At 61.4% G+C, this 25,278-nt stretch carries 24 protein-coding genes; 8 read left to right on the top strand and 16 right to left on the bottom strand.

Annotated features, from left to right (window positions below; all coding sequences use genetic code 11):
* The first annotated feature begins 87 nt into the window (after positions 1-87).
* On the top strand, positions 88-984 hold the full coding sequence (locus ACS3QZ_RS04365) for a lysophospholipid acyltransferase family protein (RefSeq protein ID WP_456036734.1): 897 nt from the start codon (positions 88-90) through the stop codon (positions 982-984).
* Positions 985-1,111: 127 nt separating this feature from the next.
* Positions 1,112-1,309: a hypothetical protein gene (locus ACS3QZ_RS04360; RefSeq protein ID WP_093096731.1), complete on the top strand. Its 198-nt coding sequence runs from the start codon at positions 1,112-1,114 to the stop codon at positions 1,307-1,309.
* Here ACS3QZ_RS04360 and ACS3QZ_RS04355 read toward each other — a convergent pair.
* A complete protein-coding gene (locus ACS3QZ_RS04355; RefSeq protein WP_456036733.1) occupies positions 1,299-2,015 on the bottom strand; it encodes an RlmE family RNA methyltransferase in 717 nt (238 codons plus the stop codon). The genes ACS3QZ_RS04360 and ACS3QZ_RS04355 overlap by 11 nt on opposite strands.
* Before the next feature lie 36 nt (positions 2,016-2,051).
* On the bottom strand, positions 2,052-3,164 hold the full coding sequence (locus ACS3QZ_RS04350; RefSeq protein WP_456036732.1) for a Ppx/GppA phosphatase family protein: 1,113 nt from the start codon (positions 3,162-3,164) through the stop codon (positions 2,052-2,054).
* A 281-nt stretch (positions 3,165-3,445) separates the two neighbouring features.
* Here ACS3QZ_RS04350 and ACS3QZ_RS04345 point away from each other — a divergent pair, with 281 nt between their 5' ends.
* The 3 genes from ACS3QZ_RS04345 to ACS3QZ_RS04335 are packed head-to-tail and all read left to right on the top strand — an operon-like array spanning position 3,446 to position 5,801.
* A complete protein-coding gene (locus tag ACS3QZ_RS04345; RefSeq protein WP_093096722.1) occupies positions 3,446-3,742 on the top strand; it encodes a virulence factor in 297 nt (98 codons plus the stop codon).
* 29 nt (positions 3,743-3,771) lie between these two features.
* Entirely contained in the window at positions 3,772-4,698 is a 927-nt protein-coding gene (locus ACS3QZ_RS04340; protein WP_456036731.1) for a methylenetetrahydrofolate reductase, read from the top strand.
* Positions 4,699-4,721: 23 nt separating this feature from the next.
* A complete protein-coding gene (locus ACS3QZ_RS04335) occupies positions 4,722-5,801 on the top strand; it encodes a methyltetrahydrofolate cobalamin methyltransferase (protein WP_456036730.1) in 1,080 nt (359 codons plus the stop codon).
* Positions 5,802-6,039: 238 nt separating this feature from the next.
* Here the strand turns inward: ACS3QZ_RS04335 and ACS3QZ_RS04330 are convergent, their stop codons facing one another.
* Together ACS3QZ_RS04330 and ACS3QZ_RS04325 are read right to left on the bottom strand one after the other, a co-directional pair.
* The gene (locus tag ACS3QZ_RS04330) at positions 6,040-7,197 is read right to left on the bottom strand and encodes an alpha-D-ribose 1-methylphosphonate 5-triphosphate diphosphatase (protein ID WP_456036729.1); all 1,158 of its coding nucleotides are present in this window, start codon (positions 7,195-7,197) and stop codon (positions 6,040-6,042) included.
* Between the two features lie 84 nt (positions 7,198-7,281).
* Complete coding sequence (locus tag ACS3QZ_RS04325) at positions 7,282-8,880, bottom strand: AMP-binding protein (RefSeq protein WP_456036728.1); 1,599 nt, start codon at positions 8,878-8,880, stop codon at positions 7,282-7,284.
* Positions 8,881-9,004: 124 nt separating this feature from the next.
* Here ACS3QZ_RS04325 and cls point away from each other — a divergent pair, with 124 nt between their 5' ends.
* Positions 9,005-10,414, top strand: a complete 1,410-nt coding sequence (gene cls, locus ACS3QZ_RS04320) for a cardiolipin synthase (RefSeq protein ID WP_456036727.1) — start codon at positions 9,005-9,007, stop codon at positions 10,412-10,414.
* On the opposite strand, the gene ACS3QZ_RS04315 is transcribed toward cls, so the two are convergent.
* The gene (locus tag ACS3QZ_RS04315) at positions 10,374-11,234 is read right to left on the bottom strand and encodes a YihY/virulence factor BrkB family protein (RefSeq protein WP_456036726.1); all 861 of its coding nucleotides are present in this window, start codon (positions 11,232-11,234) and stop codon (positions 10,374-10,376) included. The genes cls and ACS3QZ_RS04315 overlap by 41 nt on opposite strands.
* Before the next feature lie 506 nt (positions 11,235-11,740).
* Between ACS3QZ_RS04315 and ACS3QZ_RS04310 the strand changes: the two genes are divergently transcribed.
* Positions 11,741-12,475 (top strand): hypothetical protein, encoded by a 735-nt coding sequence (locus ACS3QZ_RS04310; RefSeq protein WP_456036725.1) that lies wholly within the window; start codon positions 11,741-11,743, stop codon positions 12,473-12,475.
* A 5-nt stretch (positions 12,476-12,480) separates the two neighbouring features.
* Here the strand turns inward: ACS3QZ_RS04310 and ACS3QZ_RS04305 are convergent, their stop codons facing one another.
* The 6 genes from ACS3QZ_RS04305 to ACS3QZ_RS04280 all read right to left on the bottom strand — a co-directional run bounded on the left by ACS3QZ_RS04305 (position 12,481) and on the right by ACS3QZ_RS04280 (position 20,011).
* Positions 12,481-13,491: an AraC family transcriptional regulator gene (locus tag ACS3QZ_RS04305; protein WP_456036724.1), complete on the bottom strand. Its 1,011-nt coding sequence runs from the start codon at positions 13,489-13,491 to the stop codon at positions 12,481-12,483.
* Positions 13,492-13,566: 75 nt separating this feature from the next.
* Positions 13,567-14,148: an amino acid synthesis family protein gene (locus tag ACS3QZ_RS04300; RefSeq protein ID WP_456036723.1), complete on the bottom strand. Its 582-nt coding sequence runs from the start codon at positions 14,146-14,148 to the stop codon at positions 13,567-13,569.
* On the bottom strand, positions 14,141-14,986 hold the full coding sequence (locus ACS3QZ_RS04295) for a UPF0280 family protein (RefSeq protein ID WP_456036722.1): 846 nt from the start codon (positions 14,984-14,986) through the stop codon (positions 14,141-14,143). Before ACS3QZ_RS04295 ends, ACS3QZ_RS04300 begins: the two co-directional genes overlap by 8 nt.
* Positions 14,983-16,443, bottom strand: a complete 1,461-nt coding sequence (locus ACS3QZ_RS04290) for a 6-hydroxynicotinate reductase (RefSeq protein WP_456036721.1) — start codon at positions 16,441-16,443, stop codon at positions 14,983-14,985. The genes ACS3QZ_RS04295 and ACS3QZ_RS04290 overlap by 4 nt, the downstream gene beginning before the upstream one ends.
* Positions 16,440-19,172, bottom strand: coding sequence for a molybdopterin-dependent oxidoreductase (locus ACS3QZ_RS04285; protein ID WP_456036720.1), 2,733 nt, complete (start codon positions 19,170-19,172; stop codon positions 16,440-16,442). Before ACS3QZ_RS04285 ends, ACS3QZ_RS04290 begins: the two co-directional genes overlap by 4 nt.
* Positions 19,169-20,011: an FAD binding domain-containing protein gene (locus ACS3QZ_RS04280; RefSeq protein ID WP_456036719.1), complete on the bottom strand. Its 843-nt coding sequence runs from the start codon at positions 20,009-20,011 to the stop codon at positions 19,169-19,171. Before ACS3QZ_RS04280 ends, ACS3QZ_RS04285 begins: the two co-directional genes overlap by 4 nt.
* Before the next feature lie 112 nt (positions 20,012-20,123).
* Between ACS3QZ_RS04280 and ACS3QZ_RS04275 the strand changes: the two genes are divergently transcribed.
* Entirely contained in the window at positions 20,124-20,549 is a 426-nt protein-coding gene (locus ACS3QZ_RS04275; protein ID WP_456036718.1) for a MarR family winged helix-turn-helix transcriptional regulator, read from the top strand.
* Positions 20,550-20,606: 57 nt separating this feature from the next.
* Here the strand turns inward: ACS3QZ_RS04275 and ACS3QZ_RS04270 are convergent, their stop codons facing one another.
* From ACS3QZ_RS04270 to ACS3QZ_RS04250, 5 genes are all read right to left on the bottom strand, one after another.
* A complete protein-coding gene (locus tag ACS3QZ_RS04270) occupies positions 20,607-21,302 on the bottom strand; it encodes an ABC transporter ATP-binding protein (RefSeq protein ID WP_456036717.1) in 696 nt (231 codons plus the stop codon).
* Positions 21,302-22,009 carry an ABC transporter ATP-binding protein gene (locus ACS3QZ_RS04265; RefSeq protein WP_456036716.1) on the bottom strand — a complete coding sequence of 236 codons (708 nt, stop codon included), beginning with the start codon at positions 22,007-22,009 and terminating at the stop codon, positions 21,302-21,304. The genes ACS3QZ_RS04270 and ACS3QZ_RS04265 overlap by 1 nt, the downstream gene beginning before the upstream one ends.
* On the bottom strand, positions 22,006-22,950 hold the full coding sequence (locus ACS3QZ_RS04260; protein ID WP_456036715.1) for a branched-chain amino acid ABC transporter permease: 945 nt from the start codon (positions 22,948-22,950) through the stop codon (positions 22,006-22,008). The genes ACS3QZ_RS04265 and ACS3QZ_RS04260 overlap by 4 nt, the downstream gene beginning before the upstream one ends.
* Positions 22,947-23,873: a branched-chain amino acid ABC transporter permease gene (locus ACS3QZ_RS04255; protein ID WP_456036714.1), complete on the bottom strand. Its 927-nt coding sequence runs from the start codon at positions 23,871-23,873 to the stop codon at positions 22,947-22,949. Before ACS3QZ_RS04255 ends, ACS3QZ_RS04260 begins: the two co-directional genes overlap by 4 nt.
* Before the next feature lie 84 nt (positions 23,874-23,957).
* On the bottom strand, positions 23,958-25,262 hold the full coding sequence (locus ACS3QZ_RS04250) for an ABC transporter substrate-binding protein (RefSeq protein ID WP_456036713.1): 1,305 nt from the start codon (positions 25,260-25,262) through the stop codon (positions 23,958-23,960).
* Between the last annotated feature and the right edge of the window lie 16 nt (positions 25,263-25,278).

Raw genomic sequence — 25,278 nt, 5'->3', positions numbered from 1 at the left:
AAGGTTGCGGTATAAATCCTTGCGCCGACAGGGTGCTATGACTAAGTATCCCGCGCCAAGACGGCACAATTCAGGAACGCTCCCCACATGGCCAAAAGGTCTCAGAATTTCGGACATTGGGTGTCAAACCTCGCGATCCGCGGATTTCTCGGTTTCATGAACCTCTTGCCGTATGAATTGCGTTTGCACGTGACCGGGCTGGCCATGTCCCGCGTCGTGGCCCCGCTTTCCGGCGCGCGACGGCGCATCCGGGCAAATCTCGCCCTGGTCATGCCCGACCTGTCCCCGGATGAGGTTCATCGCATCGTTCAGGACGTGCCCTATCACATGGGCCGCTCTGTGATGGAGCTATATGCCGAACGCGCTTTTGCCGACCGCATCCGCGCGCGCGCGCTCGAAGACAGCCCCGGCCTCGCCGCGCTCGAACAGGCCCGCGCCGAAGGGCGCGGGATCATCCTGATTTCAGGGCATATCGGCAATTACGACGCGGTGCGTGCCGCGCTTGAAGGACGGGGGTTTTCCATTGGCGGCCTCTACAAGCCTATGAAGAACCCCTATTTCAATACCCACTACGTCAAGGCCCTGTCCCGTTTCGGTGCTCCGGTCTTTGAACGCAGCCGCCGGGGTATGGCCGCCATGGTCAAGTTCCTGCGCGGTGGCGGCACGGTGGGCATCATCTTTGATCAACGCATCAACAAGGCGCCGCTTCTGAACTTCATGGGCAAGCCCGCCCGTACCGCGCTTTCTGCGGCGGAACTTGCGCTGAAATATGATGCGCTTCTGGTGCCTTGCTATGGCATCCGCAAAGCCAACGGCAGCTTTGACCTCATCATCGAGCCTCCGGTCCCCCACTCCACGCCCGAGGCCATGACCCAGGCGCTCAATGACTCGCTGGAACGCCAGGTCTATGCCCATCCGGAACAATGGATGTGGACGCACAACCGCTGGAAAAAGGCGGGCAACGACACGCCGGACGATCGCTGAATCCCGCCCGAACCGGCGCAAAAGCCCTGAAATCACCCCATTTTCGCAAGAATTTGGCCGGAGCAACCGCCCATGCTGGTGCCGTGATCCCCTTGCTCGCCGATCACGCTGCCACAGGAGTTGTCCCATGCAACACGTCCGTCAAACGGCCCTTGTGCCCACCACGCGCCATGCGCGCCTCTTCGAACTGATCCGCCAGGAAACCCTGGCGGGCAGCCGCGCGCCGCAGTCGCGCCTTCAGGCCCCGACAGCAAGCGTCTGTGATTACCTGAAAAAAACCGCGGCCGCCTCGCTCGGCAAACCGTCGTCCCGGCTCAGCCCCTGAACCCGGTCGCCACCACGAATTTTTCCGAAGAATCCGACCGCGACGAAGGCGGTTTCACATTCGCCACCTTGGTGAATTTCTGCTTCAACAGCTTCTGCAACTCGCCCTCGGCACCCCCGGCCAGCACCTTGGCGACAAACGTGCCGCCCTCTTCCAGCACGTCGAACGCGAAATACGCCGCCGCCTCGCACAGCGCCATGATCCGCAAGTGGTCGGTCTGTTTATGCCCGGATGACGCCGCCGCCATGTCGCTCATCACCACGTCGGCCTTGCCGCCCAGCCATTCCTTGACCTTCACATCGGCGTCATCTTCCATGAAGTCGAGCTGATGCAGTTCGCAGCCCGCAATCGGCTCGACCTCCTGCAGATCGATGCCAAGGATCGTGCCGATCTTCTTGCCTGATTTCTCGCCAAGCGCATTCACGCGCGGCACCGCCACCTGGCACCAGCCCCCCGGCGCACAGCCCAAATCCACGACCCGCGCCCCCGGCACGAGGAACCGGAACTTGTCATCCAGCTCCATGATCTTGAACGCGGCCCGCCCGCGATAGCCCTCGGCCTTGGCGCGCTGCACATACGGATCGTTCAACTGCCGCTGCAGCCAGCGCGTCGAGCTCAACTTGCGTCCGCGCGCAGTTTTCACCTTGATCGTCAGGTCACGCTGCCCGCGCCCGGATGTGTTCTTGCCTGTGGGTTTCTTCGCCATTCTCTTCACCTGACACCATTTGGGTGCCTCTTACCGTCAAAACGGCCCGTCTTCCAGAACCCCGTCCATGCTCATCTGCGCATAAAGCAATCCTTCGCGCAGACCCCGGTCTGCCACCGACAACCGATCCGTCGGCCATGACCGCAGCAACGCCTGCAAAATCGCCGATCCACTCATGATGAGGGCCTGTCGATCCTGCCCGATGCGCGGATCCATCCGCCGCCCCTTGGGACCCAACTCCAGATAGCCCCGGATCACCCTGTCAATCTGGTCCGAAGTCATGCGCAGTCCGTCCACCTTGGTCCGGTCATAGCGGCGCAAACCCAGATGGCTCGCCGCAACAGTCGTGACCGTGCCGCTGGTGCCGACGATCTGGAAGCCCTCGCTCTGCGGAATGTCCTTGTAGGGGGCAAACTCGGCCAGATTCTCTTCGAAAAACCAGCTCATCAGCGCAAAACGCGCGGCGTCATCCTCGACATCGCGAAACTGGTCACGCAGCGTCGCCACCCCCAAGGGAACGCTGATCCAATCCACGACCTTGGCCGCCGGGAACGGGCTTTCGACCGTGTGGAACCCGCTATGCAGCCGCATGATCGCACGTGGGCGCTCGACTTTAGGAACCGCGCTCAGATCAATCCAGACAAGCTCGGTCGAGCCGCCCCCGATATCCACCACCAAAAGCTGGTCCGTCTTGGTGCTGACCAGCGGCGCACAGGAAATCACCGCCAGCCGCGCCTCTTCCTCGGGCTGGATGATCTCAAGGCTCAGCCCGGTTTCGCGCTTGACCTGCCGAATGAACTCCTTGGCATTATGCGCGCGCCGACAGGCTTCGGTCGCCACCAGCCGCATCCGGCGTACCTTGTGACGCTTGAGTTTCTGCTGACAGATGCGCAGCGCCTGAATCGTGCGTCGCATCGACCCGCGCGACAGGCGCCCGGTCGTTTCAAGCCCCGATCCGAGCTGGACCGACTTGGAAAAACTGTCCACCACATGAAACTGGTTGCCCTTGGGTTGGGCAATCAGCATACGGCAACTATTCGTACCCAGATCCAGCGCCGCATAAAGCTCGCTCGGATCCGGCGGTTTGGGCGCGGGGCTCTCGACCGGTTTCAGGAATGCGCCCGCACCTTCGGGACGCTTGGGCGCCATGACTCACGCCCTCCATTTCGTGTTATCCTCAACCTAGTCACTCGCCTTGGGTCGCGCAATCCCCCGCGCGTGATGATGGCGCGCCTTGGCGCTGCCGCTCATCTTCTTCATGCGCAATTTTCAAGCCCCGGCCTGTGGTCAAACCGCCCCCCGCGTGGCACCAAAGCGACCACCATGTCGGCCGCGCGTCGCGGAAAGCCGACCAGTTGTCGAAATTGAGCGAAACGGAACGGGCGGTCTGTCTTACGACTGTCTTACTGAAACCGGAGGAATCACCCCCCATGCCTGACGTCACCATCGTTTATTGGCGCGACATCCCTGCCCAGGTTATCGTGGGCAAAGGCCGACGTGGAGCCAAGAAACAGCTTGCCGAGCGCTTTGAACAAGCGATTGACCGGGCGGCGATGAAGATCGGCGCGTCCGACACGGACGCCTATCTGGCCGAATGGCGCAAGGGTGATCCCTACCCGGTCGAAGGCGAGCCGCAGGCCGTCGCTGAGAGCGAGGCCGCCCGGCTTGAGGCAGAGTTCGATCAAGAGCGCATCAAGCAAATGATCGCCAATGAAGGCTGGGCATGAAGAAGCGCCCTTCGCTATGGGAGTCCGCGATGGCTTTGTTGAATTTCAAGCGTAAGACCCAAGAGGTCGTTACCAGCTCGCCCGAGGTCGAAGCCTTCCTGCAGGGCTATTCGATCGAGGTGATGCCCCGCACCGCCGCCAAGGTGGAAGATTTCCGCGCCCTTCTGCCCGAAGGCACGCGGGTCTATATCGCCCATATCGAAGGCACCCCCATCGAAGAGATGGTCGCCACCGCCAAGCGTCTCGCCGCGGATGGCTACCCGGTGATGCCGCATTTCCCGGCGCGCATTATCAAGGACAAGGCGACGCTGGAAAACTGGATCGCCATGTACCAGGGCGAAGCTGGTGTAAACCAGGCGCTGATGCTTGCCGGTGGTGTGGCCGAGCCACATGGCGATTTCTCGGACTCGATGCAGCTTCTGGAAACCGGTCTGTTTGACAAGGCGGGCTTCAAGCGTCTGCACGTCGCCGGTCATCCCGAAGGCAACAAGGACATCGACCCCAAGGGCGGCACTGCCAATGTCGACGCCGCGCTGCAGTGGAAACAGGATTTCTCGCAGCGCACCGACGCCGAGATGGCCATCGCCACCCAGTTCGCTTTTGACGCCAAGCCGATCATCGCATGGGCCGACGCGGTCAAAGCAGCGGGCGTGGACATCCCGATCCATATCGGCATCGCCGGTCCGGCCAAGCTGCAGACCCTGATCAAGTTCGCCATCGCCTGCGGCGTCGGCCCCTCGCTCAAGGTGCTGCAGAAACGCGCCATGGACGTGTCCAAGCTCCTGCTGCCCTACGAACCCAACGATGTGATCGCGGAACTGGCCGCCCACAAGGCCGCCAACCCCGATTTCAACATCGACAAGGTCCACTTCTTCCCGCTGGGCGGCATCAAGACCAATGCCACCTGGGCAATCAACAATGGCGGCGCGTCTGGCGTCCCTGCAAACCCGCAGTAAAAAGCTGAAATCAAGGATCAACAATGACCCGTACCGTCATAGAATCTAAAACAAAAACCGCGATCATCGGCTTTGATCAGCCCTTCTGCGTGATCGGCGAGCGGATCAACCCCACGGGCCGCAAGATCCTCAACGAAGAGCTTGAGCGCGGCGATTTCTCGCGTGTTCAAGCCGATGCGCTGGCACAGGTCGCCGCAGGCGCAACCGTGCTCGACATCAACTCGGGTGCCGTCTTCTCCAACAAGATGGCCGAAGACCCGCGCTATGCCGACAACAACTTTGTCGAACCCACGCTGATGCGCGAGCTGGTGGAAAAGGTACAGGAAGTCACTGATTGCCCGCTCTGCATCGACAGCTCGGTGCCCGGCGCGCTTGAAAACGGCCTCGCCGCCGCCGAAGGCCGCCCGCTTCTGAACTCGGTCACGGGCGAAGAAGAGCGCCTCGAAATGGTGCTGCCGCTGGTCAAGAAATACAACGTCCCGGTTGTCGCCATCTCCAACGACGACACCGGCATTTCCGAAGACCCCGACGTACGCTTTGCTGTCGCCAAGAAGATCGTCGAACGCGCCGCCGATTTCGGCATTCCCGCACATGACATCGTTGTCGACCCGCTGGTCATGCCGATTGGTGCCATGGGCACCGCCGGGCTGCAGGTCTTCACCCTCGTGCGCCGCCTGCGCGAAGAGCTGGGCGTCAACACCACCTGCGGCGCGTCCAACATCTCGTTCGGCCTGCCCAACCGTCACGGCATCAACAACGCCTTCCTCCCGATGGCGATGGGGGCCGGCATGACAAGCGCGATCATGAATCCGGTCGCCCTGCCTGTCGGCCCCAAGAAACTGGCCGAGAAAAAGGCCGAAGTCGAGGCAGCTGGCATCATCCTGCCTGCGGACATGGACGACGAAACCTTCTGCAAGCTGTTCGGCATCGGCTCGACCCTTCCCATGGCAGGCAAGGAAATGGAGGCCATTCGCGCCGCCAACTTCCTGACCAACAATGACGAAGGCGGCGCCGAATGGATCCGCTTCAACAAACCCCCGTCGGCAGATGGCGAAGCCGGAGGCCGTGGCGGTCGTCGCGGTGGCCGTCGCCGCCGCGCCTGATCGGGTCAATTCTTAAGACAGTAAGGACGGGCGGATTTGAACGGATCCGCCTTTTCTTTTTCGTCGCCCGGAATCAAGGCGCGCATTGCGCGCCGCCGGGCATCGCCCGACCGCCCCAATGGGCGGGCGATTTGGCTCCCTTGCGAAACCAAAAGACATGGCTGAGCGTCGCGAGATAAAGTGGCAACTCATTAGGTTGCATCGCCCACCCTCGGTCGGGCGACACCCGGCAGTCCCCTTACCCAAAACTGCTCAGCACTCCTCCAACCACAACATACCGGATGCGCCACCGCTTCCCCGGCTCAATCACCAACAGATCAGCCCGCTTTCCCGGAACAATCGCGCCGCGGTCATGTAATCCCATCGCCCTGGCCGGATTGCTGGATACAAGTGCCCAGGCGTCCCCCAGCGCCATTCCATCGCGCACCAATTGCTCCACCACGTAAAGCAGGCTGGGGTAATAATAATCCGACGCCAGCACCGTACACGTGCCGCCCTTCACCGCCTCCCACGCTGAAAGGTTTCCCTTGTGGCTTTGCCTGCGCGCCGCATTCGGTGCCCCAAGCACCACCTGCTCCCCCGCCGCGACAGCCGCTTTCGCCACCGCTTCGGACAAGGGAAACTCACTCACCAGCACCCCCAACGCCCGATGTGCCGCGCGCTCCTCGCCCGTGGCCTCATCATGGCCCAGCATCACGGCCCCGGCCTCGCGCGCCATGGCGGCCACTTGCTGGACCATCTCCGGAACCGCATCGCGCGGTGCAGCCAGCATCTCCAGATCAGCCAGATAGGCCTCAAGCGAAACCCCGGCCCTTCGCGCCCATTTCTCAAGCTGCCCGGTCTGCCCCGCCGCCACGGTCTCAAGCGTTTCGGTGGTGTGATCGTTGAAGGCCAGCGCCGGAACCGGCGCCTGCCGCAACCAGCCTCGCAGATCATCGACCACTTCATGCGCAAACACGTCCCAGCGCAGTTGAACCCTGTGATCTGCGCTCAGGTCTTCCCGCAGGTCCGCAAGCCCCGACATAAACCGCCGCGCCGCCGCGATCCCGCGCGCGCCCGGCTCCCAACCGACCGACAGCCCGTGATAGGCCGTGGTAATCCCGCAAGCCAGCAATTGCCGGTCCACCGCCCCCATGGCCATTGCGAAATCCATCTCCACACCGGGGCGCGGAAACAAGGCGGTCTCGAACGCGTCCCCGTGCACATCCACCATCCCCGGCAGTACCCAGCAGCCGGAAACGTCGATCTCGGGGCCGCCTGCAGAGGTCGCGATTTCGCTCCCGGACACATGCACCTCGTCGGCGCGCAATGCCCCATCCAAAGTCAGAACTTCGCCGCCGATAAACCGCATCTTCTCCCCTTTCCGGCCTTCGGCCCGCGCCGCGCGCCCGTCCATACCGACGCAATACCGACGTTATACCGACACGATACCGAAGCGTCTTTCAGGCGCAAAACGTGCAACTACCGCGCCCCGCGAAGCCTATCCGCGCTTCTTGCGTGACCGGAAATCGAACGCCCCGTCGGTTGGCGCTTCTCCTTTGCCAAACATCGCGTGTTTCTGAATTTTCTGGGTTCCGGTGATCGGGATTTCATCGAGAAACCGCACCCAACCCGGCGCCTTGTAATAGGCCAAATGCTTGAAACAATGGTCAAATAGCTCTTCCGCCATGGCCTCGCTACCCGCCGAAACGGGCTGAATACAGGCCATGACCTCCTCGTCGCGCATCGCGTCTTCCACCGCGATCACCGCCACTCGTTCCACCGCCGGATGTTCCTGAAGACAGGCTTCGATCTCAGCGGCAGCAATATTTTCACCACTGCGCCGGATAATGTTCTTTTTCCGGTCCACGAAGAAAATCATGTCCGTCTCATCCATCGTCACCGTGTCCCCCGTATGGAACCATCCCCCGCGCCACGCCTCCTCGGTGGCCTCCGGCAGGTTGAGATAGCCCGAGAATGCCCCCTTGCGCGGAGTTTCGGCATCATAGCGAAGCACCATTTCGCCTTCCTGCCCTCGCGGCACCTCTTGGTCGTGTTCGTCGACCACACGCACGTCCAGCCCCGGCTGTGGACGCCCCATGGCGCGGGTGTCGATCTGGCGGGGTTCGTGGCAATCGGCAAGAATGCGGCACATCTCGGTCATGCCCCACACCTCGATCAGCGGAAAACCAAAGCGTTCCTCGAAGGGGCGATGCAATGTCGGCTCCACCCCAGCGCCAACGGCAAACTCGACTTTGTGTTTCTTTTCAAATGGATCGGGAGCGCGGTTCATTAGGGCCGGTATGACGATTCCAAGGTAATGCGCTGCTGTGGCCCCGGTTTCGGCAAGCTCTCGCCACCAAGCGCTCGCGCGGAACCGCTCCGGGATGACCTGCGCGCTTCCCTTCTCGATCATGCCCATGAACAGGATGATCGCCGCATTGACATGAAACAAAGGAAGCGGGCAGTAAACCTTTGATTTTCCTGCAGTAAACTGAATCAACCCACCCCGCGCGGCATACCATTCACCCATTTGGACTTCGTAGTCGTGGCTCATGATGCAACCCTTGGGCCGCCCGGTTGTCCCAGAGGTGTAAATCAGGCTCGCCTCGGTCTCGCCCGTCACCGGATCGCTCTTGGGCGCGTCGCAGGACATCGGCAGCTCAGGCAAATCCCGCTCCATCACGACCAACGGCAAATCACGCCCGCTCTCGGCGATCCCGTCCCGCATCAGCGGCTCCATGTTCGGCGCCGAAATCGCCAGCGCGGCACCGCTGTCCTGCAACAGGTAGGCCAGCTCTGACGGGCGGTAATCGGGGTTCACCGGCACCCAGCTGATCCCCAGCCGGGCCAGGGCAAGCTTCATCAACAGCATCTCCGGCCGGTTCTCCAAAAGAACCGCCACCCGATGCCCATGCCCATAACCTGCAGACTCAAGCCGGGCACACCACGCATCCACGACCTTGGCTGCATCACCATAGGAAATCTCATATCCGTCAGGGTGATAGCTACGTTCCTTGTCCGCAGGCACGATCAGAAACGGAAAGGTCGCGTGTTCTGCTGCGCGCCGTTCGAACAGCGCTCCGATGGTCCTGGACATATCTCTCTCCCGGCTTGATCCGGCGGCCAGATTACAACCCTTTGCGCCATGGGCAAGCGTACCAACGCAACGTCTTTCGCGCCGGCCTCCGATCCGCTAGCCTTCCCGAAACAGGAGACTCCGCTTGGCCACATTCTTTGTCATCTTTGTCCTACTGGTGGAATCCGTCGCCGTCTGGTTTGCCTTCCGCGCTATGTCCGGTTCGCGCACGCCCCAGGGCGCCGTGGCGTGGGTCGTTTTTCTGATCGCCGCGCCCTATGTCGCCATCGTCAGCTACCTTTTCCTCGGCCATTCCCGGATCAACGGCTATGTCGTGGCCCGCCGGGAATACCAAGAGGTCGTCACGGCCATCGAACAGGCCAGAACGGCCTTTCCGCCCAAGCCGGACGAGCTAAACCGGGGATACAAGGCCTTTGAAACCATTGCCGAAAACCCCATCCTCTCCGGCAACAGCGGCGAGATACTGGTCGATGGCGAGGAGAGCTTCGAGGCCATGTTCGACGCCATTGATGCGGCGACGTCCTACATTCTGGTTCAGTTCTACATCGTGCGCGACGATCAACTGGGCCGCAAACTCAAGTCACACCTGATCGCCGCGCAAAACCGTGGGCTGAGAGTCTTTTTCCTCTACGATTCCGTGGGCTGTTCACGCCTTCCCAAAGCCTATGTGCAGGAGCTTTCCGACCTTGGTATTCGCATCTATGACACCAATGCGCTGCGCGGCCCGACCAAACGCTTTCAGCTCAATTTCCGAAATCATCGCAAGACCTTGGTGGTCGATGGCACGGTTGGATTCACCGGTGGACTGAATGTCGGGGATGAATACATGGGCCGTGATCCGGCCTTTGGCGACTGGCGCGATACGCATTGCCGGTTACAGGGCCCGGTGGTGTTGCAGTTGCAACTGGCCTTTTGCGAGGACTGGCACTGGGCGACACAGGAATATCTCTACGATCAGCTTGACTGGCCGCGCATCGCGGTTCCGGAAAACAGTGATGCCTTGCTTCTGACGTCGGGACCAGCGGATGCGTTGGAAACCGGAAATCTCTATTTCAATGCAATGATCGTGGCGGCCCGTAGCCGCATCTGGATCGCGTCACCCTATTTCGTGCCCGACCCGGATGTCACCACGGCATTGAAACTGGCCGCGCTTCGGGGGATTGAGGTAAGAATCCTGGTGCCCGCACGCGCCGATCACTGGATCACCTGGCTGGCCGCTTTTGCCTATTTCGACGAGCTGCGCGACGCTGGGGTCGAGTTCTGGGCCTATGAACAGGGGTTCATGCATCAAAAGGTGGTGCTGGTGGATGATGCCATTGCCTCGGTTGGAACGCTCAACCTTGATAGCCGGTCCTGCCGTCTCAACTTCGAAGAGACGGCGATATTCTTTGACAGTCATCTTGCCGAAGATCTCGAAATCATCCTGAAAGATGACTTCGCGCGGTCCATGCCACTGACCAAGCCCATAAGCGAACAGCCGACCTGGGTACGCCTCATGGCGCCGGTGGCACGTCTGTTTGCACCGCTTCTGTAGCGGCACGCCTTTGGTCGAAAAGGCTCCCGTTATACTCGGCCCCGAGAACAAAGATGCTGGCCATCAGGTAAAGATAGACCAGAGCCGACATGATCCCGGCCAACCCCGCATAGGTGACGGAATAGGTCGAGAAGTGGCTGATGTAATAGGAAAAAATATGTGACGCCAAAGTCCAGAGTATCACGGTCAGGATAATCCCTGGCGCAAGCGAGCGATCCGAATGCCGTATCCCCGGCAGCCATTTGTGGCAGGAATAGACCGCGAAAAGCAAAATGGCAGCAATCACAAGCTGTCGAAACTGGTCATTGCTCAGGATCGAATCCTGCAACCACGGCACCCATTCCTCGAAGAAATGAAGCGCCAGCGGTACGGCGACGCTGAACAGCCCTGCCGCAATGATCAAAAGCGTTCCGGCGAGGACAAAGCCCACTGACAATGTGCGTGTCTTCCAAAAGGGACGCGGATCGTCATCACGATAGGCGCTGGTAATCACCAGCCGGATCGCATCGACCCCGTTCGAGGCGAACACGATCGACAGAACCGCCCCAAGGGTCAGAGTTCCACCGCCATGCTGCAGCACGGCGCGCAATTCGTTGGCGATCGGTTCCGAAATCTCCTCGGGCCACGATCCGAACACCACGTCGACCAGATCGTCCACCTGTGTATCCGCGCTCAGTACACCTGCCAGCGACAGCACGAAAATGCAGAACGGAAACATCGCCAGCATCACGGAAAGCGCGACATGGCTTGCGCGCACAAAGCCGCCCTTGGTGGTAAAGCGCTGCAGCGCATCAAGAAATGTCGTCCAGAAAAGCTTCATGGCACCCCGCCCTGTTCGCCCCGCATTAAGGCCCCACAGGTCCCCCGTGGTCAACCCGAAGCCGGTTTCGCACATGAAATCTCCGGTGGACAGGTTCTGCAAAAAACGGATCGCATTTTACAAAGTTGGAACGATCAGCCCCTCCCATTTCTGTTTGGAAGAGAGCAAACGAGGCGTTTCAAACAAACAAGCATCCCTATCGAGCACATCAATCTCATGGCCCCTTTCTTCCTCCTCTCCCTCCCTCTCAGGGGCCGCACGCCGACATCCTTTGGGACCTTGGGGATGTCTGGCAATCGGGTCGAGACGACCTGAGCACTCACGGAACCAAGGTCCGCGTCAGCCCTGATTTAGGGGCTGACGCAATCCCTTTCCAATCTGCGCCCAGCAGAAGGTTGCCCTGCCCCGGATCGCGTCCTGTCCCTTCGTGATCCGGGAAAGCGGCCACCCCCAATCCCTTATTGTCGCACGGCATTTACGCCGACGACCCTGAACAGGAGCTGACTATGATGGACGCGGAATTCTCGATGTCATACGGCACGCTTGCCGGTAGCACACGCACGACGCGCCTGTTGCGCCTGACCGACTATGCGCATTGCCAAAAGGCACCTCTTGTCCTGATCTCCGATCTGACCGGAGCGAGGCGCTCGGATATCCTGATCCGTGTCAGGCAAGTGGCATCGCTTTTGGCCCTGCGTGATCGGCCACTGTACCTTGTGCACTGGGCGCGACCCTGGCGCGAGGGCGGTGGTGAACGGTTTTCGCCCCTGGTACGCGATCTGGACGCGCTGATCCGATCCGTCCTGCCTAACGCAGGCGCCATGCATCTTGCTACGCTCGGCTCGGGCGCGCTGGTCGGGTTCAAGTGGCTGACGCGCGGCACCCGTGAAGGCAACCCCGTGCCTGTCCGCTCATTGTCCCTTCTCGCCCCATCGCTGGGCGTGCTGGGACGTGTCCCGCGCACGTCCCTGGCCAGTGCACCTGCGCGCTCCTGTGTGGTGACGGACATGGCGGGTCGTGCAGCGGACTGGGCCGAGACGATATCTATTGCCAAACGCCTGCCGTACCCGCCCGAGTTCATCGCGCGGGACAATCCGGAACAATATCTCGTCGCGCGCGACACCCGGACCCTGACCGACACCGATCCGGGCGAGTTCATCGCATTTGCAGGATCGTGGAAACAGGCATGGTGCGATTGGCTGAACGCCGCCGAGCCCGACACGGCGCGGCTTGCCAGCTAGGGTAATCAGGCCGCGCTCAACCCCTCGCGCCGCCGCACCTTGAGCGGCGTGCGTCCGAACCAGCGTCGGAAAGCCTGGTTGAACGCGGTCTGGTCCGAATAGCCCACGGCAAGCGCCACTTCGCCCAAGGGCAGGTCCGTCTGCTGCACCAGCGCCAACGACCGACGTCGGCGCTGTTCGTCCATGATCTCGCGGAAATTCGTGCCTTCCTGCTTGAGCTTGCGTTGCAGCGATCGTGGTTGCATCCGGAGCGCCGCTGCCACCTTGTCCTGCGAACACACCCCCAGCGACAATTGCCGGAACACCTCGAGCTTGACAGTTTCCGAAAACGGTATGCCACGCTCAACCGTGATTTCGGCAAGGTACCGGCGGATGATCGGATGAAAGGCGACATCCTGTTTGGTCAGCTTGACGTCGAGGACATCATTCCGAAACAGGAAGGAATAGCTGTTGGCGCCGTAGCGGACCGGGCAGCCAAGCTCGGCCGAAAGGTAATCCTTGCCCAAGGGCGCGGCAAACATCACCTCCGCCGACAGGATTTCCGGCGCGCGTCCGGCCAGCTCGCGCAGCACGTTGCGACCCATCACCAGCGACATTTCCCGTGCCTGCCTTGGCCGGGTAATGCTCAGCGGGGCATAGATCACCTCGGCCAGCCCATCCTGCGGGATTTCTCGCAGCGAGGTCACAACCCCATTGGTGTGCAGGAACTGGTTGCGCAACAACGCCTTGGCCGCGTCGCGCACAGTGCGTTCCATCCGGGTGACAAGGCTGATCACGCCCAAGGTTTCCAGAGAATGCAGGCGAGCCAGCTGAATGCCGAGATCGGGAAGCTTCCAACTGCGTGCACAGTCTTCAAGAATAGAGCAAGCGTCCTCGAAATCGATCTCGGTTTCCCGCGCTTCGAAAATGGAATGATCCAGACCATAGCGCGCAAGGATCGTTACGAGGTCCTGTCCTTCGCGGGCGGCAATATGATCCAACCCTTCCAGAACGGACGCCCGAATATACCCTGCCATGCACCTGCCCCCAGTCGACTGAACACAGGATAGACCGCATAGGGTTCCCCGGTCCACCCGCGTCATGCTACGCGCTTATCGCAGCCCGTCCTTGCCCTCGACCTCGTGCACCTGCAATCCACCCATGCGGTGATGAATACGCGCACCCCGGCTCATGGCCAGCGCAAACAGCAGCTCGTCCGCCCTGGGGCCATCCGGCACGCCCACCTCCATGCCGTCAAAATGGCTGCGCACATAGGCGGCGTTGATATGGCCCAGAGGGATGTCGATCCGCGTCCCCACCCCACCAATCTTCATCGACGAAGGCACAATCGCCTTGGCCTCTCCCAGCCGTGCCCGCATGGCGTAGCCCCCCGGCACATGCCAGAGCGCCGTGTGCTCCAGTTCGCCCGCCTCACCGGCAAGCCCGGCCTTGCCATAACCGTCGATCCCGTCGATCCCGCCCATTGCCTCGATCAGGCGGTCGGTCATCATCAATCCAAGAGGCTTGAGATCGTCCATCGCCGACTGCAGGTCCTCGACATAACGTCCCGCAAACGGATTCCTGACAAGCGCGACCATGGCCGCGCGGCGGCGGGGATGATCGGCGACCGGCCCGCCATCATGATGGATATCCTCGATGAACAGCATGGTCTTGCGCAAAGCAAAGTCAGGCATGGGTCAGATCCTCTTTTCGGTTAAGATGGTATTCCCCGCCAACAAGGCGGGTATCGGAGTTCAGCGTCAAATGGGCCGCTTGGATCAGCCCGCGATCAAGACACTGGCGGGCATAGGCCACCCCACGGTCAAGGGCCTCTGCGACTTCACCTTGGTCAAGCAGGCCAACATCAACCGTCACGGCCCGCTCGCCAAGGTCACTATCCGGAAAAAGCGCGCAGGCCGCCATGCGCGCAATGGCTGGATGTCCCGGCAGATCGACATGATTGGCGATCAGCGTCGCGGCCACATCCGCCTGGGCTGCGCTTTCGGCAAGAACCGTCACCGCGTCGGCAATGCCCAATGATTGGCTGCGTCCGCGCCAGCCCGACGTCGCCACGCCACGCACGGGGCTGTCATGACCGATCTCGGCAAATCCACCCTCGGCCAGGGCCGCACGCAAACTTGTTCCCGGTGCCAGCACAAGCGCGACATCGCCGCCGTTGTTCACGTATGCGGTTTCAACGCAATCATGATCCCCGATCACCCGTGCGATTTCATCGGCCACGGCGCCCGCCACGGCGGCCATGGGGGTTATGAAAATCGGCAAATGCGCCTTCGCGGCCTGCCTCATGGTTTCGGCGACCGGTCCAAGCGGCCCATTATACGCGTCAACTGGGCACCGAAGCTGTTCTAGGTCAAGCACCAGCTCGTCAAGAAGTGTCTCAAACCGCCGTGCCGCTGCTTGCAAGGCCTGCGCACGCCCGGCCCCGGTCACATTGACAATCAGGTCGATCGGCCCGTGATGCAGATGCAATCTTTGGCCGTCCGGCAAAAAAGCGACCTGTGCGCCGGTCATTTCGCCGCTTTGGGTGGTGCTACCGCGCGTACCTGGTCGCCATATTCCCCACCTTTTTCAAGCACATCCTGAACATCGCGCACCGCGTCATCGTGACCGCCAAGCGCGCGGTACTCTTCACGCGAAACCGTGAATTCCAGCGGCGCCACGATCGCCGGTGTCGGCACATAGCCAAAGGCGTTGTCCGGCATCCGGGTCACATCCGCCATGATGGTGATCCCGCCGCCGGGCCAGACATAGGCTTCTGCACCACCCACCGTGACCCTTGTGCGCCGCTCCTGCACCGAGCGCGTCAGGCGCACCGGGTTCTTGGTCACACCAGAGCGCAATGATCCGCCAGCCCCACCCATGAACATCACCGTACACAGCGCCGGTTCGCAGTTTTCGGCAATCAGGTCGACGGACGGTTGCAACGTATCCGGCAAGGGGTGCGGGCGCGGAACAAGATCGTCATCCAGTACGTAATAGCCGAATTGCTCGCCCGTCGTGGACACCATCAGCAACGTCAATCCCGCTCGCGCGCCCTTCTTGGGAAGCCAGTCGCCCAGAATGGTCAATGGATTCTCGATATTGGTGCCGCCCCAGCCAAGACCCGGCTCGGCCACTTGGAAGTACCGCCCCGGCGTCGACCGGCGCCCCTTTATGCGGATTCCGGTGTCGGGCCAGTCCAGAACCTTGCCCGCCTGATGCTCGCTCACCACGCCGGTTATGTGGTCGTCAACAACAACAACTTCGTCGACTAACCCTTTCCATTGACTTGCAAACATGCCAATCGTCGCCGATCCGCAGCCTACCCGCATCCGCTCTTCCCGGTGCCCGTCTACAATGGGGGCTTCGCCGGCCTGCACGACGACGGAGGCTCCACCGTCAACATTCAGTTCCACCGCCTCACGATTGCAAAGACGCATCAACACATCACAGGTGACACGCCCCTCGGGCTTGGAGCCTCCGGTGAGGTGGTCGACCCCCCCAAGAGACATCATTTGGCTGCCATATTCACTGGTAATCATCAGCCCGACGGCCTCGCCCGCATGGCGCACCACCGCGCCTTCATGACCAAGGTGGCGGTCGGTGTCGATCTTTACCTTGACCCCGCAATAGCTAAAAATCGCCTCGGTCACGACGGTCACGAAATCGGCCCCGTCCACCTCGCGGCTCACAAGGAAAGGCGCGGGCTTGTAATCAGGATAGGTTGTGCCCGACCCGACGGCGGTCACGAAAAGGTCATCCGCCGCAAGCGTCCCGTCCCATTCCGAGATCAGGAAAGGGCGCACCTCGCGCCCGTCGGCAATGGTTCGGTCCAGCACCGTCAGCGGATCACAGCGCACGATGCGCCCACCCTCGTTGGCATAACGATCACAAGCCCCGATCCGGCCTTCGGCGATGTAACACATCACCGGACAGGCATCGCAACGGATCTTCTCTACGCGCACCCGGCGCTCGCGTGTCTCGCTCATTGGTTTCCCTCCGCCTTGCGAATGGCCGCCAACACCCGATCCGGGCGTGCCGGAAGCTGGTCGATCCGCGCGCCGCAGGCGTGGCGGATGGCATTCAGGATGGCTGGCGCGGTCGGGATCAGCACATGTTCTCCTAACCCCTTCGCGCCGAACGGACCCTCAGGATCGGGTTTCTCGATCAGGATCGAGCGGATCTCGGGCATATCCCCGATGGTCGGGATCAGGTAGTCATGCAGGTTGTCGGTCCGCCCCGGCACGTATTCCTCCATCAGCGCCAGCCCCAACCCTTGGGCGATCCCGCCCTCGATCTGCCCCTCTGCCAGCAACGGATTGATCACCCGCCCCAGATCATGCGCCGCCGTGATGCGCTCGACCCGCACCGTACCAAGTCGCGTGTCCACCGCCACCTCGGCCAGCTGCGCGCCATAGCCATAAACCGCATAGGGCGTGCCCTGCCCGTTTTCATCCAGCGCGCTGGTCGGCGGGTCATAGCTTTCCTCGGCCATCAGCACATAGCCGTGTTCATTGACCGCGAGTGTGGCCGGATCAATCCGCGCCGACCGCGCCCCGTCGCTGACTACAAGCGCACCGTCACCAAGCGTGATCCCGGCCCCGTCGCCCATATTCGTCAGCGCCAACACCTGGGCGCGCAGCGCTTGTCCCGCCAGCATCGCGGCCTTGCCGGTGACAACCGTTTGCCGGCTGGCCGAGGTCTTGCCGCAATCGGGCGTCACCCCTGTATCCGCATCCACCAGTTCCAGCATATGCACCGGCATCCCCAGCGCATCTGCCGCGATCTGGGCAATCACCGTGTTGGCGCCCTGCCCGATATCCATCGCTCCCTGATGCAGCACAACCTGACCCTTAGGTGTCAGCCCGATGCGGATCGTCGACGGGTTCGGCAAGGCCGTATTGCCACACCCGTACCAGCACGAAGCCACCCCGATCCCATGGCGCACCGTGCCGCCCAACGCGTTCAGCTCCCGCACCCGGTCCATGGCTGCGTCCCACGACGCCTGCAACGCTTCAAGGCATTCCGCGATGCCCACGCCCCGCATGTGCTGACCACAAACAGACACATCCCCGTCCCGCATCGCGTTCCTGAGCCGGAACGCCAGTCGGTCCAGCCCGACCGCTTCGGCCAGTTCGTCAAACAGCGTCTCCTGGATAATCGCCGCCTGCGGCACGCCAAAGCCCCGAAACGCGCCCGACACCGGACCATGTGTATGCACGGCCCGCGCCTCAGCCCGGTAAGCAGGCATCACGTAAGGTCCCGAGGCATGCACCGGCACCCGCACCGCCACCGTCGGACCCCAGCTCGAATAGGCCCCGGTATTGAAATCCCCGTCAAACCACATGCCTGTCAGCCGCCCCGCGTCGTCACAGCCAATCCGCGCCATCATCTTTGAGGGATGCCGCTTGGTGGTCGACATCATGCTTTCCCGCCGCGAATAGACCATGCGCGCCGCGCGCCCGGTCCTGAGTGCGACCAGACCAATCAGCGGCTGCAGGGAAACATCCAGCTTCGATCCGAACCCGCCCCCAGTCGCGGCGGGCCGGATCCGCACTTTCTCGGGCGCAAGGCCCAAGACCCGCGCCGTGTCATCGCGGTCCATGATCGGCGCCTGTGTACAGGCCCGAATGTTGAGAACATCGCCCTCCATCCACGCGATCCCGGCTTCGGGTTCGATATAGGCATGTTCCACATATCCGGACTGCATGGCGCGTTCGACCACATGCGCCGATCGCGCCAACGCTTCCTGTGCCGCGCCACGTTCCACATGACCCGCGATCAGGATGTTCTCGGCGCGATCCGCATGGATCAACGCGGCCTGCGCCTTTCGCGCCTCTGTCACGTCTTCGATGGCGGGCAATTCTTCCCAACGCACCGGAAATTCTTCAAGATCCAGCCCATCCATGACCTCTGCGTCCCCGGCAACAAGCGCCACCGCTTCGCCCCGCATCCGGGCAACGCCCTCGGCAAGGGCGGGCTGGTCCGCAAAAGCGGGGATCACACTAAAGCTGTTTTCTCCGGGGATGTCCGCCGCCGTAAAAACCTGCACCCCATGTGCGGAGGCCCACCCTGCAAGATCGCTAAAATCAAACCGTGCATGGGCAAACGGCGACCGGACGGCGCGCACCTCAAGCACCTCTTCCGCCACCGCGTCGGCGCCATAGCTTTCCGTGCCAACCACCTTGGCCACCCCGTCCAGCCTCTCGACCCGCGCTCCGATGGCCTCCCCACCAATCGGTTCCGGCCCGGCGCCCTGCCCGGCCACGTCCAGCACCGCGTCTACGATCTTCGTATATCCGGTGCAGCGACACAGAACCCCACCCAGCGCGTCTTCGACCTCGGCCCGCGTTGGCGTCTGGATCCTGCGCACCAGCGCGGTCGCTGCCATCAACATCCCGGGGGTACAAATCCCGCATTGTGCCGCGCCGTGCCGCAGAAAGGCGCGCTGCAGATCATCCGGCCCCGGATCGGCAAGCGCCTCGACCGTCTCAATCCTTTGGCCTGCGACATGGGCCACCGGGGTCAGGCAGGCACAAACCACCTCGCCGTCCACCAACACCGAACAGGCCCCGCAATCCCCGGCGTCACAACCCACCTTGGTCCCGATCAGCCCAAGGTCATTGCGCAACACATCGGAAAGCCGCCGACCGGGGGCCGCCGACACGTGATGTGGTTCGCCGTTCACAACCAGATCAAGCCCGGCGCCATCCTTCATACGTCCGCTCCTCCTAGGTCCAGCAATGCACGCCGCACCAACTCGAACGCGACATCCTCGCGATAGGTGGAGCTGCCGCGTACATCCGAAATCGGGCTCAGGGCCGGATCAATATCAACCCGACGCAGCGTCGCGGCCGCGTCCCGAAGCGGCACACCGCGCAAGCTGTTCTCGACGCGTGACAGGCGCTGCGCCGCCGGGCTGCATGCGCCGACTGCAATCGCCGCGTCCTTGATCACGCCCTGTTCCGAGACAACCCGTGCCGCAACCATCGCTATGGAAATCACGAGGTATCTGCGCGCGCCAAGCTTGTGAAACACGCTCTGCCCACCCCCCGCCCCAAGTGGCACATGTACCGCGACCACCATTTCGCCCGGGCGCAGCGCGGTCTGACGCACCCCGATCAGAAAATCGCTCAGCGCCACATGCCGGGTGCCTTCCACCGATGCCACTTCCACCTGCGCATCAAGGGCCAGCAAGGGCGGCACCCCATCCGCCGCCGGGGACGCATTGCACAGGTTGCCCGCAAGGGTGCCAGCATTCTGGATCTGGACGGAACCGACCTCGCGCGCTGCCGCCTTGAGCATGTCGAACCCGCCGGGCAGTTCTGCGCGAAGCACATCCGTCCATGTCGTCGTCGCCCCCAACCGCCATCCCGCCTCGGTCCGCGTGATACCGCGCAGGCCCTCCACAGCTGTGAGATCGAGCACAGCGCCGGGCATTTCCTGTGCCTGTGTCGCGGGGAACAGGTCCGTGCATCCGGCGGCAAGCGTCACGTCGCCACCCGCCAACACGGACAGCGCGTCTTTCAGGTTGCAGGGGCGATGATACTTCCCCATTCTGGCGTCTCCCCTCCCTGCTGGAGGTTGGTTGATTATTGTTTGTACGCAAATGAGTTTGCGGCAGCGTGCAAAACCTGTCAACAAAAGCCGCGCGAACCGGGATGTTGCCATGACTGATGCCGCCGCCAAAGACTATGTTTTGGATGATCAGATCGGTTTCGTCATGCGTCGGGCCAACCAACGCCATCTCGGGCTGTTTGCCTCACATATCCCGGACCTGACCCCAACCCAGTTCGCCGCGCTGGCCAAGCTGTGCGAATTGGGCGAGGTTTCGCAGAACGCGTTGGGCCGGGCAACGGCCATGGATGCGGCCACCATCAAGGGTGTCGTCGACCGCTTGCGCCGCAAGGGGTTTGTCGACCAACGCCCTGACCCTGACGACCAGAGACGCCTGCTGCTCAAACCGAATGCGGCCGCGTGGGAAGCTTATGACGCGCTTGTGCCCGCGGCACACGCCATCACGCGCGATACGCTTGCGCCGCTCACCGAGGGTGAACAGGCCATCTTCCTGATGCTCTTGCACAAACTGACCTGAGCGCCTGTTTACCGACGCAATACCGACGTGATACCGACGTCATACCGAAACCCGGTTTCAGACCCCGAGGTGACGCTCGACAATGCCGTGATCTGCGCGGATTTCGTCTGCAGATACGGTTTCAAGATTTCGCCCATTCTCGATGAAAGCGACCCGGTCGGCGACTGACAAAACCGCGTCAACCCGTTGTTCCACAAGCAAAATCGCAACGCCGCGCTCGCGCATGACAGTGATGACCTGACGGATCGCCTCGATCATCGAGGGCTGCAACCCTTCGGTGGGCTCATCCAGCAGCAGGACCTTGGGTTTCAGACACAAGGCCCTTGCCGTTGCCAGCATCTGCTGCTCCCCCCCCGAAAGCGTCTGCGCCCTCTGCGACCAACGCTCTCTAAGTCTTGGAAAAAGCTCAAGAACATTGCCCAAAACCTCTTGGCCCGAGCGGTTGGCCGCCAACCCGATTTCCAGGTTCTGCGCCACGGTCAATTCCGAAAACAACCGCCGCCCCTGCGGCACATACCCCACCCCGGTCCCCGGCACCTTGTACGCCGGCTGATCCGAGATCACGGCGCCCCCAACAACGACCTGCCCGGACATCAACGGCAACAAGCCCATGATCGCCTTCATGGTCGTGGTCTTTCCGGCCCCGTTGCGCCCCAAAAGGCACAGGATTTCCCCGGCCTCCACGCGCAACGACAGGTCCCGCAGTACCTGCGCCTTGCCATAGGCCACGTTGATTGCATTCACCTCAAGCATCACCCAGTCCCCAGATATGCGGTCTGAACTTCCGCATTTGCGTGAATCTCGGCGGGCGTACCCTCGGCCAAAACCTCCCCAAAGTTCAAAACGGTGACGATATCAGCGGTTTCCATGACAACGCTCATGTTGTGTTCGATCAGAAGAATCGTCGTTGTCGCCGACAAATCCCGGATCAGCGACTTGAAAGCCGCGATTTCGCTGTCCGCCAGACCCTGTGTTGGCTCATCCAGAATTAGAAGCCGCGGCGCCTGCGCCAACCCCATGGCGATTTCCAGAAGCCTTTGATGGCCATAACTAAGATCCCCTGCCACTTGTTCCAGCCTGTCCGCCAATCCCACCTTTTCCAGAACCTGCTGAACAACCGTCATCACCGATGGCCCGCGCACGCGTTTGCGGGCCGCAAGAGCCACGTTTTCAGACACGCTCAAATCGGCAAAAACGGAGGTGATTTGAAACGTATAAGCCATGCCCAGGTTGATCCGCTTGTGGGCTGGCAGTTGCGAAATATCTCGACCGTCAAAGGACACCGAACCGCTGCTTGGTGTGATCCGGCCACAAAGCAGGCTGACAAACGTGGTCTTGCCCGCCCCATTTGGTCCAATCAAGGCGCGAATTTGTCCCTCTGGAAGATCAAAATCGACATTGCTGACGGCCTGTAACCCATCAAAATTCTTGGACAAACCGCGTGTAGATAAAAGGCTCATGGAAGTCCCTTCCACAGCCGGTTGCGCAGCTCTCCAACAAGCCCCTGTGGCGCAAACAGCGTTAACAGCACAAGAACCACACCCGCAATCAGCATATAGGCCGAGGTCAGCCCCGAACTCAGGTCGATCAGGTAGAACATGAACAGGGTTCCGACAAATGGCCCAAGGACCGTGCCCGCTCCCCCGAGCAGCACCCAGAGAAGAGGAAATATCGAGTATTGGACCGAGGCAAAACTGGCCCCGACATAGCCGAACAACAGCCCATAACCTGCTCCGGCCATTGCTGAAATCGTGCCAGACAGCACAACAGCAGCAAGCTTGTGGGCAAAAACATCATAGCCCAGCATGCGCGCGCGTTCTTCGTTTTCACGGATGGCGATCAGGACCCGGCCAAAGGGCGTTTGCACCAACCGTAGCGTCAGCAGGAGACTAACGCCAAAAATCAGAAAGGCGGCGAAATACCGATTGGTCGGATCGGAAAGATCAATTCCCCAAAGCACCCGTTCGGCCTGCTGAATAACGAATCCTTCATCCCCCCGCGTGTATGTTCCGAAATACAGCACGGTCAGGTATCCGGCCTGCGCGAACATCAGTGTGACGATCATGAACGCCACCCCTTCGGTACGCAACGCAAGGAATCCCAAGGCCAAAGAAACCAAGGCGCCCGCCAAAAGCCCCGCGATCAAGGCCGGAAAAGGTGCGACGCCAAGCTGGTTGATCATCAGCCCCATGCCGTACATTCCGGCGGCAAAGAACAGAGCGTGTCCGAGGCTCAGGAGACCGGTGTAGCCAAAGAGGATATTGTACCCAACCGCATAGGCGGCAAGCACCATGATCCGGGCGAGATTGCCATGATGGTAGGCGGGCAAAACAAATTGCAGCGCGAAAAGCACCACGAGGAGCCCAAGGTGCAAGACCAGCGTCTTCTTCGTGTTATTCATGCCCGGCGCGCTCCGAAAAGCCCTTGGGGGCGAAACACCAGCACCAGTGCGACGAGCAGTGTCGCGAGGATCTTGGCCAGCGTCGGCGAGAAAAAGACCGAGATGATCCCGTCCGAAACCCCGATCAGGATGGCCGCCACCACGGTTCCGGGAAGGCTTCCCAATCCGCCAATGATCACCACGATAAAGGACAGCAGCAAGGGGTCTCCCCCCATCAGGTAATGAGCTTGCTGGATCGGGACGATCAACACCGCGGCCAGCGCGGCCAGTCCGGCACCCAGCCCGAAGACCAGTGCATAGACGCGCTCGACAGGAATACCAAAGGCAAGCGCCATCTCGCGATCAAGCTGCGTGGCCCGCATCAACAGCCCGATCCGGGTATGGGTCATGAGCGCCCAAACCCCCACAAGCAAAGCTGCGGCCGCCCCGATGACACCCAGTTTGTAGCTCGTCGTGCTCAGCCCCCAGGGCCAGTAGATCTGTGGGCGCCCGTCGGCGAACTCGAACCACGGCAATGCCAGCCGCGTATTAAAAGGCGCCTCGACAGGGCGGGCCTCCGGACCGTAGGTCATCAATGTAACCTGCTGAATGATATACAAGATACCAATCGTCGCAACGATGGTGCGTTCCGGATCGTAATCAATGCGCTTGAGAATTGTTACATCCGCAGCCACGGCGATCAAACCGACCAGAACCGGTACAACTAGAATTGCAAGACCAAACCCCAACGCTGGATGCCCGCCCACGAGGCCAGCGGCCCACCAAGCCAGCACAGCGCCAAGCATGAAGAACTCACCATGCGCCACGTTCACCACGCGCATCACCCCGAAGACAAGGCTGAGCCCGACTGCGGTCAGCGCCAGAACTGCCGCCGTCACCGCGCCTTCCAGTGTGGCCAGCATCAGATACGGTCCAATTTCCATGTACTGCTCGCCACCCCTGCCCGGTTCGCGTTTTCGTGGAATAGTGCCCGGCGCCGTCAAATACAGCGCCGGGCGGCATTTGCCTCAGAGCGGCTGCGTGGTGTAGTCCACCTCGTCGGGATAGAGCGTATCCTCGATGGATGTGGTGTGCACAAGCAGAAGTTTTCCGTCCGTCACCTTGGTGATGTACTGGTGTCCGAAGACCTGGTGCGTCTTGCCATTGAAGACCTTGGCGCCTTGCGGATGCGCGTTGGAGTGCGGCATGTCGCTCATGGATTCGACGGCTTCGATCAGCTTGGCGCGATCAGAGGGCCCCTGATACCCTGCCGCTTCCATGCCGGCCTTGACCACATGAAGCGTTTCCCAGCACCCGAACATGTGCGCATAGGTCGACACGTCCTTGGGATCGCTCACGGAAGCGCCATTTGCATCCACGCCGACCCGTTCCCGGAAGAAGGCATCATAGGGTGACTGATCAGCCTGAGCATAGCGCGGGTTGCCCTCCCAGAAATAGGTCCCTTCGAGAAATTCGAGCCCCGGACTGCCAATGTCCACGGCCTCTAGACTGTCGATAAATCCAAACATCTCGGGGCGTTGCGGCCCAAAGAACTCGCCCAGCTCCTTGACGAAGGTCAGAACCGCAGGCCCCACCATGACGTGATAAATCACCTCGGTATCGCGGGGAATCTTGGGAAAGTACTTGGTAAACGACGTTTCCGTCGGCGGGATCGCGATATGTTCCAGAACCTCGCCGCCCTGCGCTTCAATCGCCGCCGTGAAATAGTCGCGGTGGTCATGCCCAAATGCGAAATCCGGGAAGATCATCGTGACCTTCTTGCCAAGGTTGGATGCCACGAAAGGCGCCATCGCCTGCACCTGGCTCTTCACGTCGGTAATGCCCGGTTGAAGCGTGTAACGGTTCAACATGCCACTGGCGACGTGATGTCCTTCGGAGACCACGAAATAGGGCAGCTTCAATTCGCCGGCGCGCGGCGCGGAGCCGATCACCACATGGCTGAACAGCGTGCCGAAGCCGATGTCGCAGTTGTGCTGGGTGGCGAATTTTTCGACAACCTCCGCCCCACGTTTCGGGTCGGTACCGTCATCTTCGGCCACGATCTCGACCGGGCGGCCATTGATTCCGCCGTTCTCGTTGATCAGCTTGGCCGCCGCCATCGTCGTGCGGTCATACCAGCGCCCATAGGCCGCGCCGATTCCGGTGCGGTGCACCTGAAAGCCAACGCGGATCGGCTCCGAGCTCTGGGCGCTGGCATAGCGGGCCCAAAGCGGAAGGCTGGTGGCTGCTGCGGCGCCACCAGCGCCAAGCGCCAGTGTTTTGAGCGCATCGCGGCGCGTGGGTTGCAGTGGTGGTTTCTTGGTTTTGGTCATCGAATTTCCCCCTTTG

The organism is Shimia sp. W99 (assembly GCF_053851455.3).
The sequence above is the reverse complement of the archived record's forward strand: the minus strand, read 5'-3'. Positions and strand labels throughout refer to the sequence as shown.

What these genes read in the sequence shown, in the direction of transcription:
- ACS3QZ_RS04365 (WP_456036734.1), top strand. Translation starts at nt 88, where the DNA reads ATGGCCAAAAGGTCTCAGAATTTCGGACATTGGGTGTCAAACCTCGCG.
- ACS3QZ_RS04360 (WP_093096731.1), top strand. Translation starts at nt 1,112, where the DNA reads ATGCAACACGTCCGTCAAACGGCCCTTGTGCCCACCACGCGCCATGCG.
- ACS3QZ_RS04355 (WP_456036733.1), bottom strand. Translation starts at nt 2,015, where the DNA reads ATGGCGAAGAAACCCACAGGCAAGAACACATCCGGGCGCGGGCAGCGT.
- ACS3QZ_RS04350 (WP_456036732.1), bottom strand. Translation starts at nt 3,164, where the DNA reads ATGGCGCCCAAGCGTCCCGAAGGTGCGGGCGCATTCCTGAAACCGGTC.
- ACS3QZ_RS04345 (WP_093096722.1), top strand. Translation starts at nt 3,446, where the DNA reads ATGCCTGACGTCACCATCGTTTATTGGCGCGACATCCCTGCCCAGGTT.
- ACS3QZ_RS04340 (WP_456036731.1), top strand. Translation starts at nt 3,772, where the DNA reads ATGGCTTTGTTGAATTTCAAGCGTAAGACCCAAGAGGTCGTTACCAGC.
- ACS3QZ_RS04335 (WP_456036730.1), top strand. Translation starts at nt 4,722, where the DNA reads ATGACCCGTACCGTCATAGAATCTAAAACAAAAACCGCGATCATCGGC.
- ACS3QZ_RS04330 (WP_456036729.1), bottom strand. Translation starts at nt 7,197, where the DNA reads ATGGACGGGCGCGCGGCGCGGGCCGAAGGCCGGAAAGGGGAGAAGATG.
- ACS3QZ_RS04325 (WP_456036728.1), bottom strand. Translation starts at nt 8,880, where the DNA reads ATGTCCAGGACCATCGGAGCGCTGTTCGAACGGCGCGCAGCAGAACAC.
- ACS3QZ_RS04315 (WP_456036726.1), bottom strand. Translation starts at nt 11,234, where the DNA reads ATGAAGCTTTTCTGGACGACATTTCTTGATGCGCTGCAGCGCTTTACC.
- ACS3QZ_RS04310 (WP_456036725.1), top strand. Translation starts at nt 11,741, where the DNA reads ATGATGGACGCGGAATTCTCGATGTCATACGGCACGCTTGCCGGTAGC.
- ACS3QZ_RS04305 (WP_456036724.1), bottom strand. Translation starts at nt 13,491, where the DNA reads ATGGCAGGGTATATTCGGGCGTCCGTTCTGGAAGGGTTGGATCATATT.
- ACS3QZ_RS04300 (WP_456036723.1), bottom strand. Translation starts at nt 14,148, where the DNA reads ATGCCTGACTTTGCTTTGCGCAAGACCATGCTGTTCATCGAGGATATC.
- ACS3QZ_RS04295 (WP_456036722.1), bottom strand. Translation starts at nt 14,986, where the DNA reads ATGACCGGCGCACAGGTCGCTTTTTTGCCGGACGGCCAAAGATTGCAT.
- ACS3QZ_RS04290 (WP_456036721.1), bottom strand. Translation starts at nt 16,443, where the DNA reads ATGAGCGAGACACGCGAGCGCCGGGTGCGCGTAGAGAAGATCCGTTGC.
- ACS3QZ_RS04285 (WP_456036720.1), bottom strand. Translation starts at nt 19,172, where the DNA reads ATGAAGGATGGCGCCGGGCTTGATCTGGTTGTGAACGGCGAACCACAT.
- ACS3QZ_RS04280 (WP_456036719.1), bottom strand. Translation starts at nt 20,011, where the DNA reads ATGGGGAAGTATCATCGCCCCTGCAACCTGAAAGACGCGCTGTCCGTG.
- ACS3QZ_RS04275 (WP_456036718.1), top strand. Translation starts at nt 20,124, where the DNA reads ATGACTGATGCCGCCGCCAAAGACTATGTTTTGGATGATCAGATCGGT.
- ACS3QZ_RS04270 (WP_456036717.1), bottom strand. Translation starts at nt 21,302, where the DNA reads ATGCTTGAGGTGAATGCAATCAACGTGGCCTATGGCAAGGCGCAGGTA.
- ACS3QZ_RS04265 (WP_456036716.1), bottom strand. Translation starts at nt 22,009, where the DNA reads ATGAGCCTTTTATCTACACGCGGTTTGTCCAAGAATTTTGATGGGTTA.
- ACS3QZ_RS04260 (WP_456036715.1), bottom strand. Translation starts at nt 22,950, where the DNA reads ATGAATAACACGAAGAAGACGCTGGTCTTGCACCTTGGGCTCCTCGTG.
- ACS3QZ_RS04255 (WP_456036714.1), bottom strand. Translation starts at nt 23,873, where the DNA reads ATGGAAATTGGACCGTATCTGATGCTGGCCACACTGGAAGGCGCGGTG.
- ACS3QZ_RS04250 (WP_456036713.1), bottom strand. Translation starts at nt 25,262, where the DNA reads ATGACCAAAACCAAGAAACCACCACTGCAACCCACGCGCCGCGATGCG.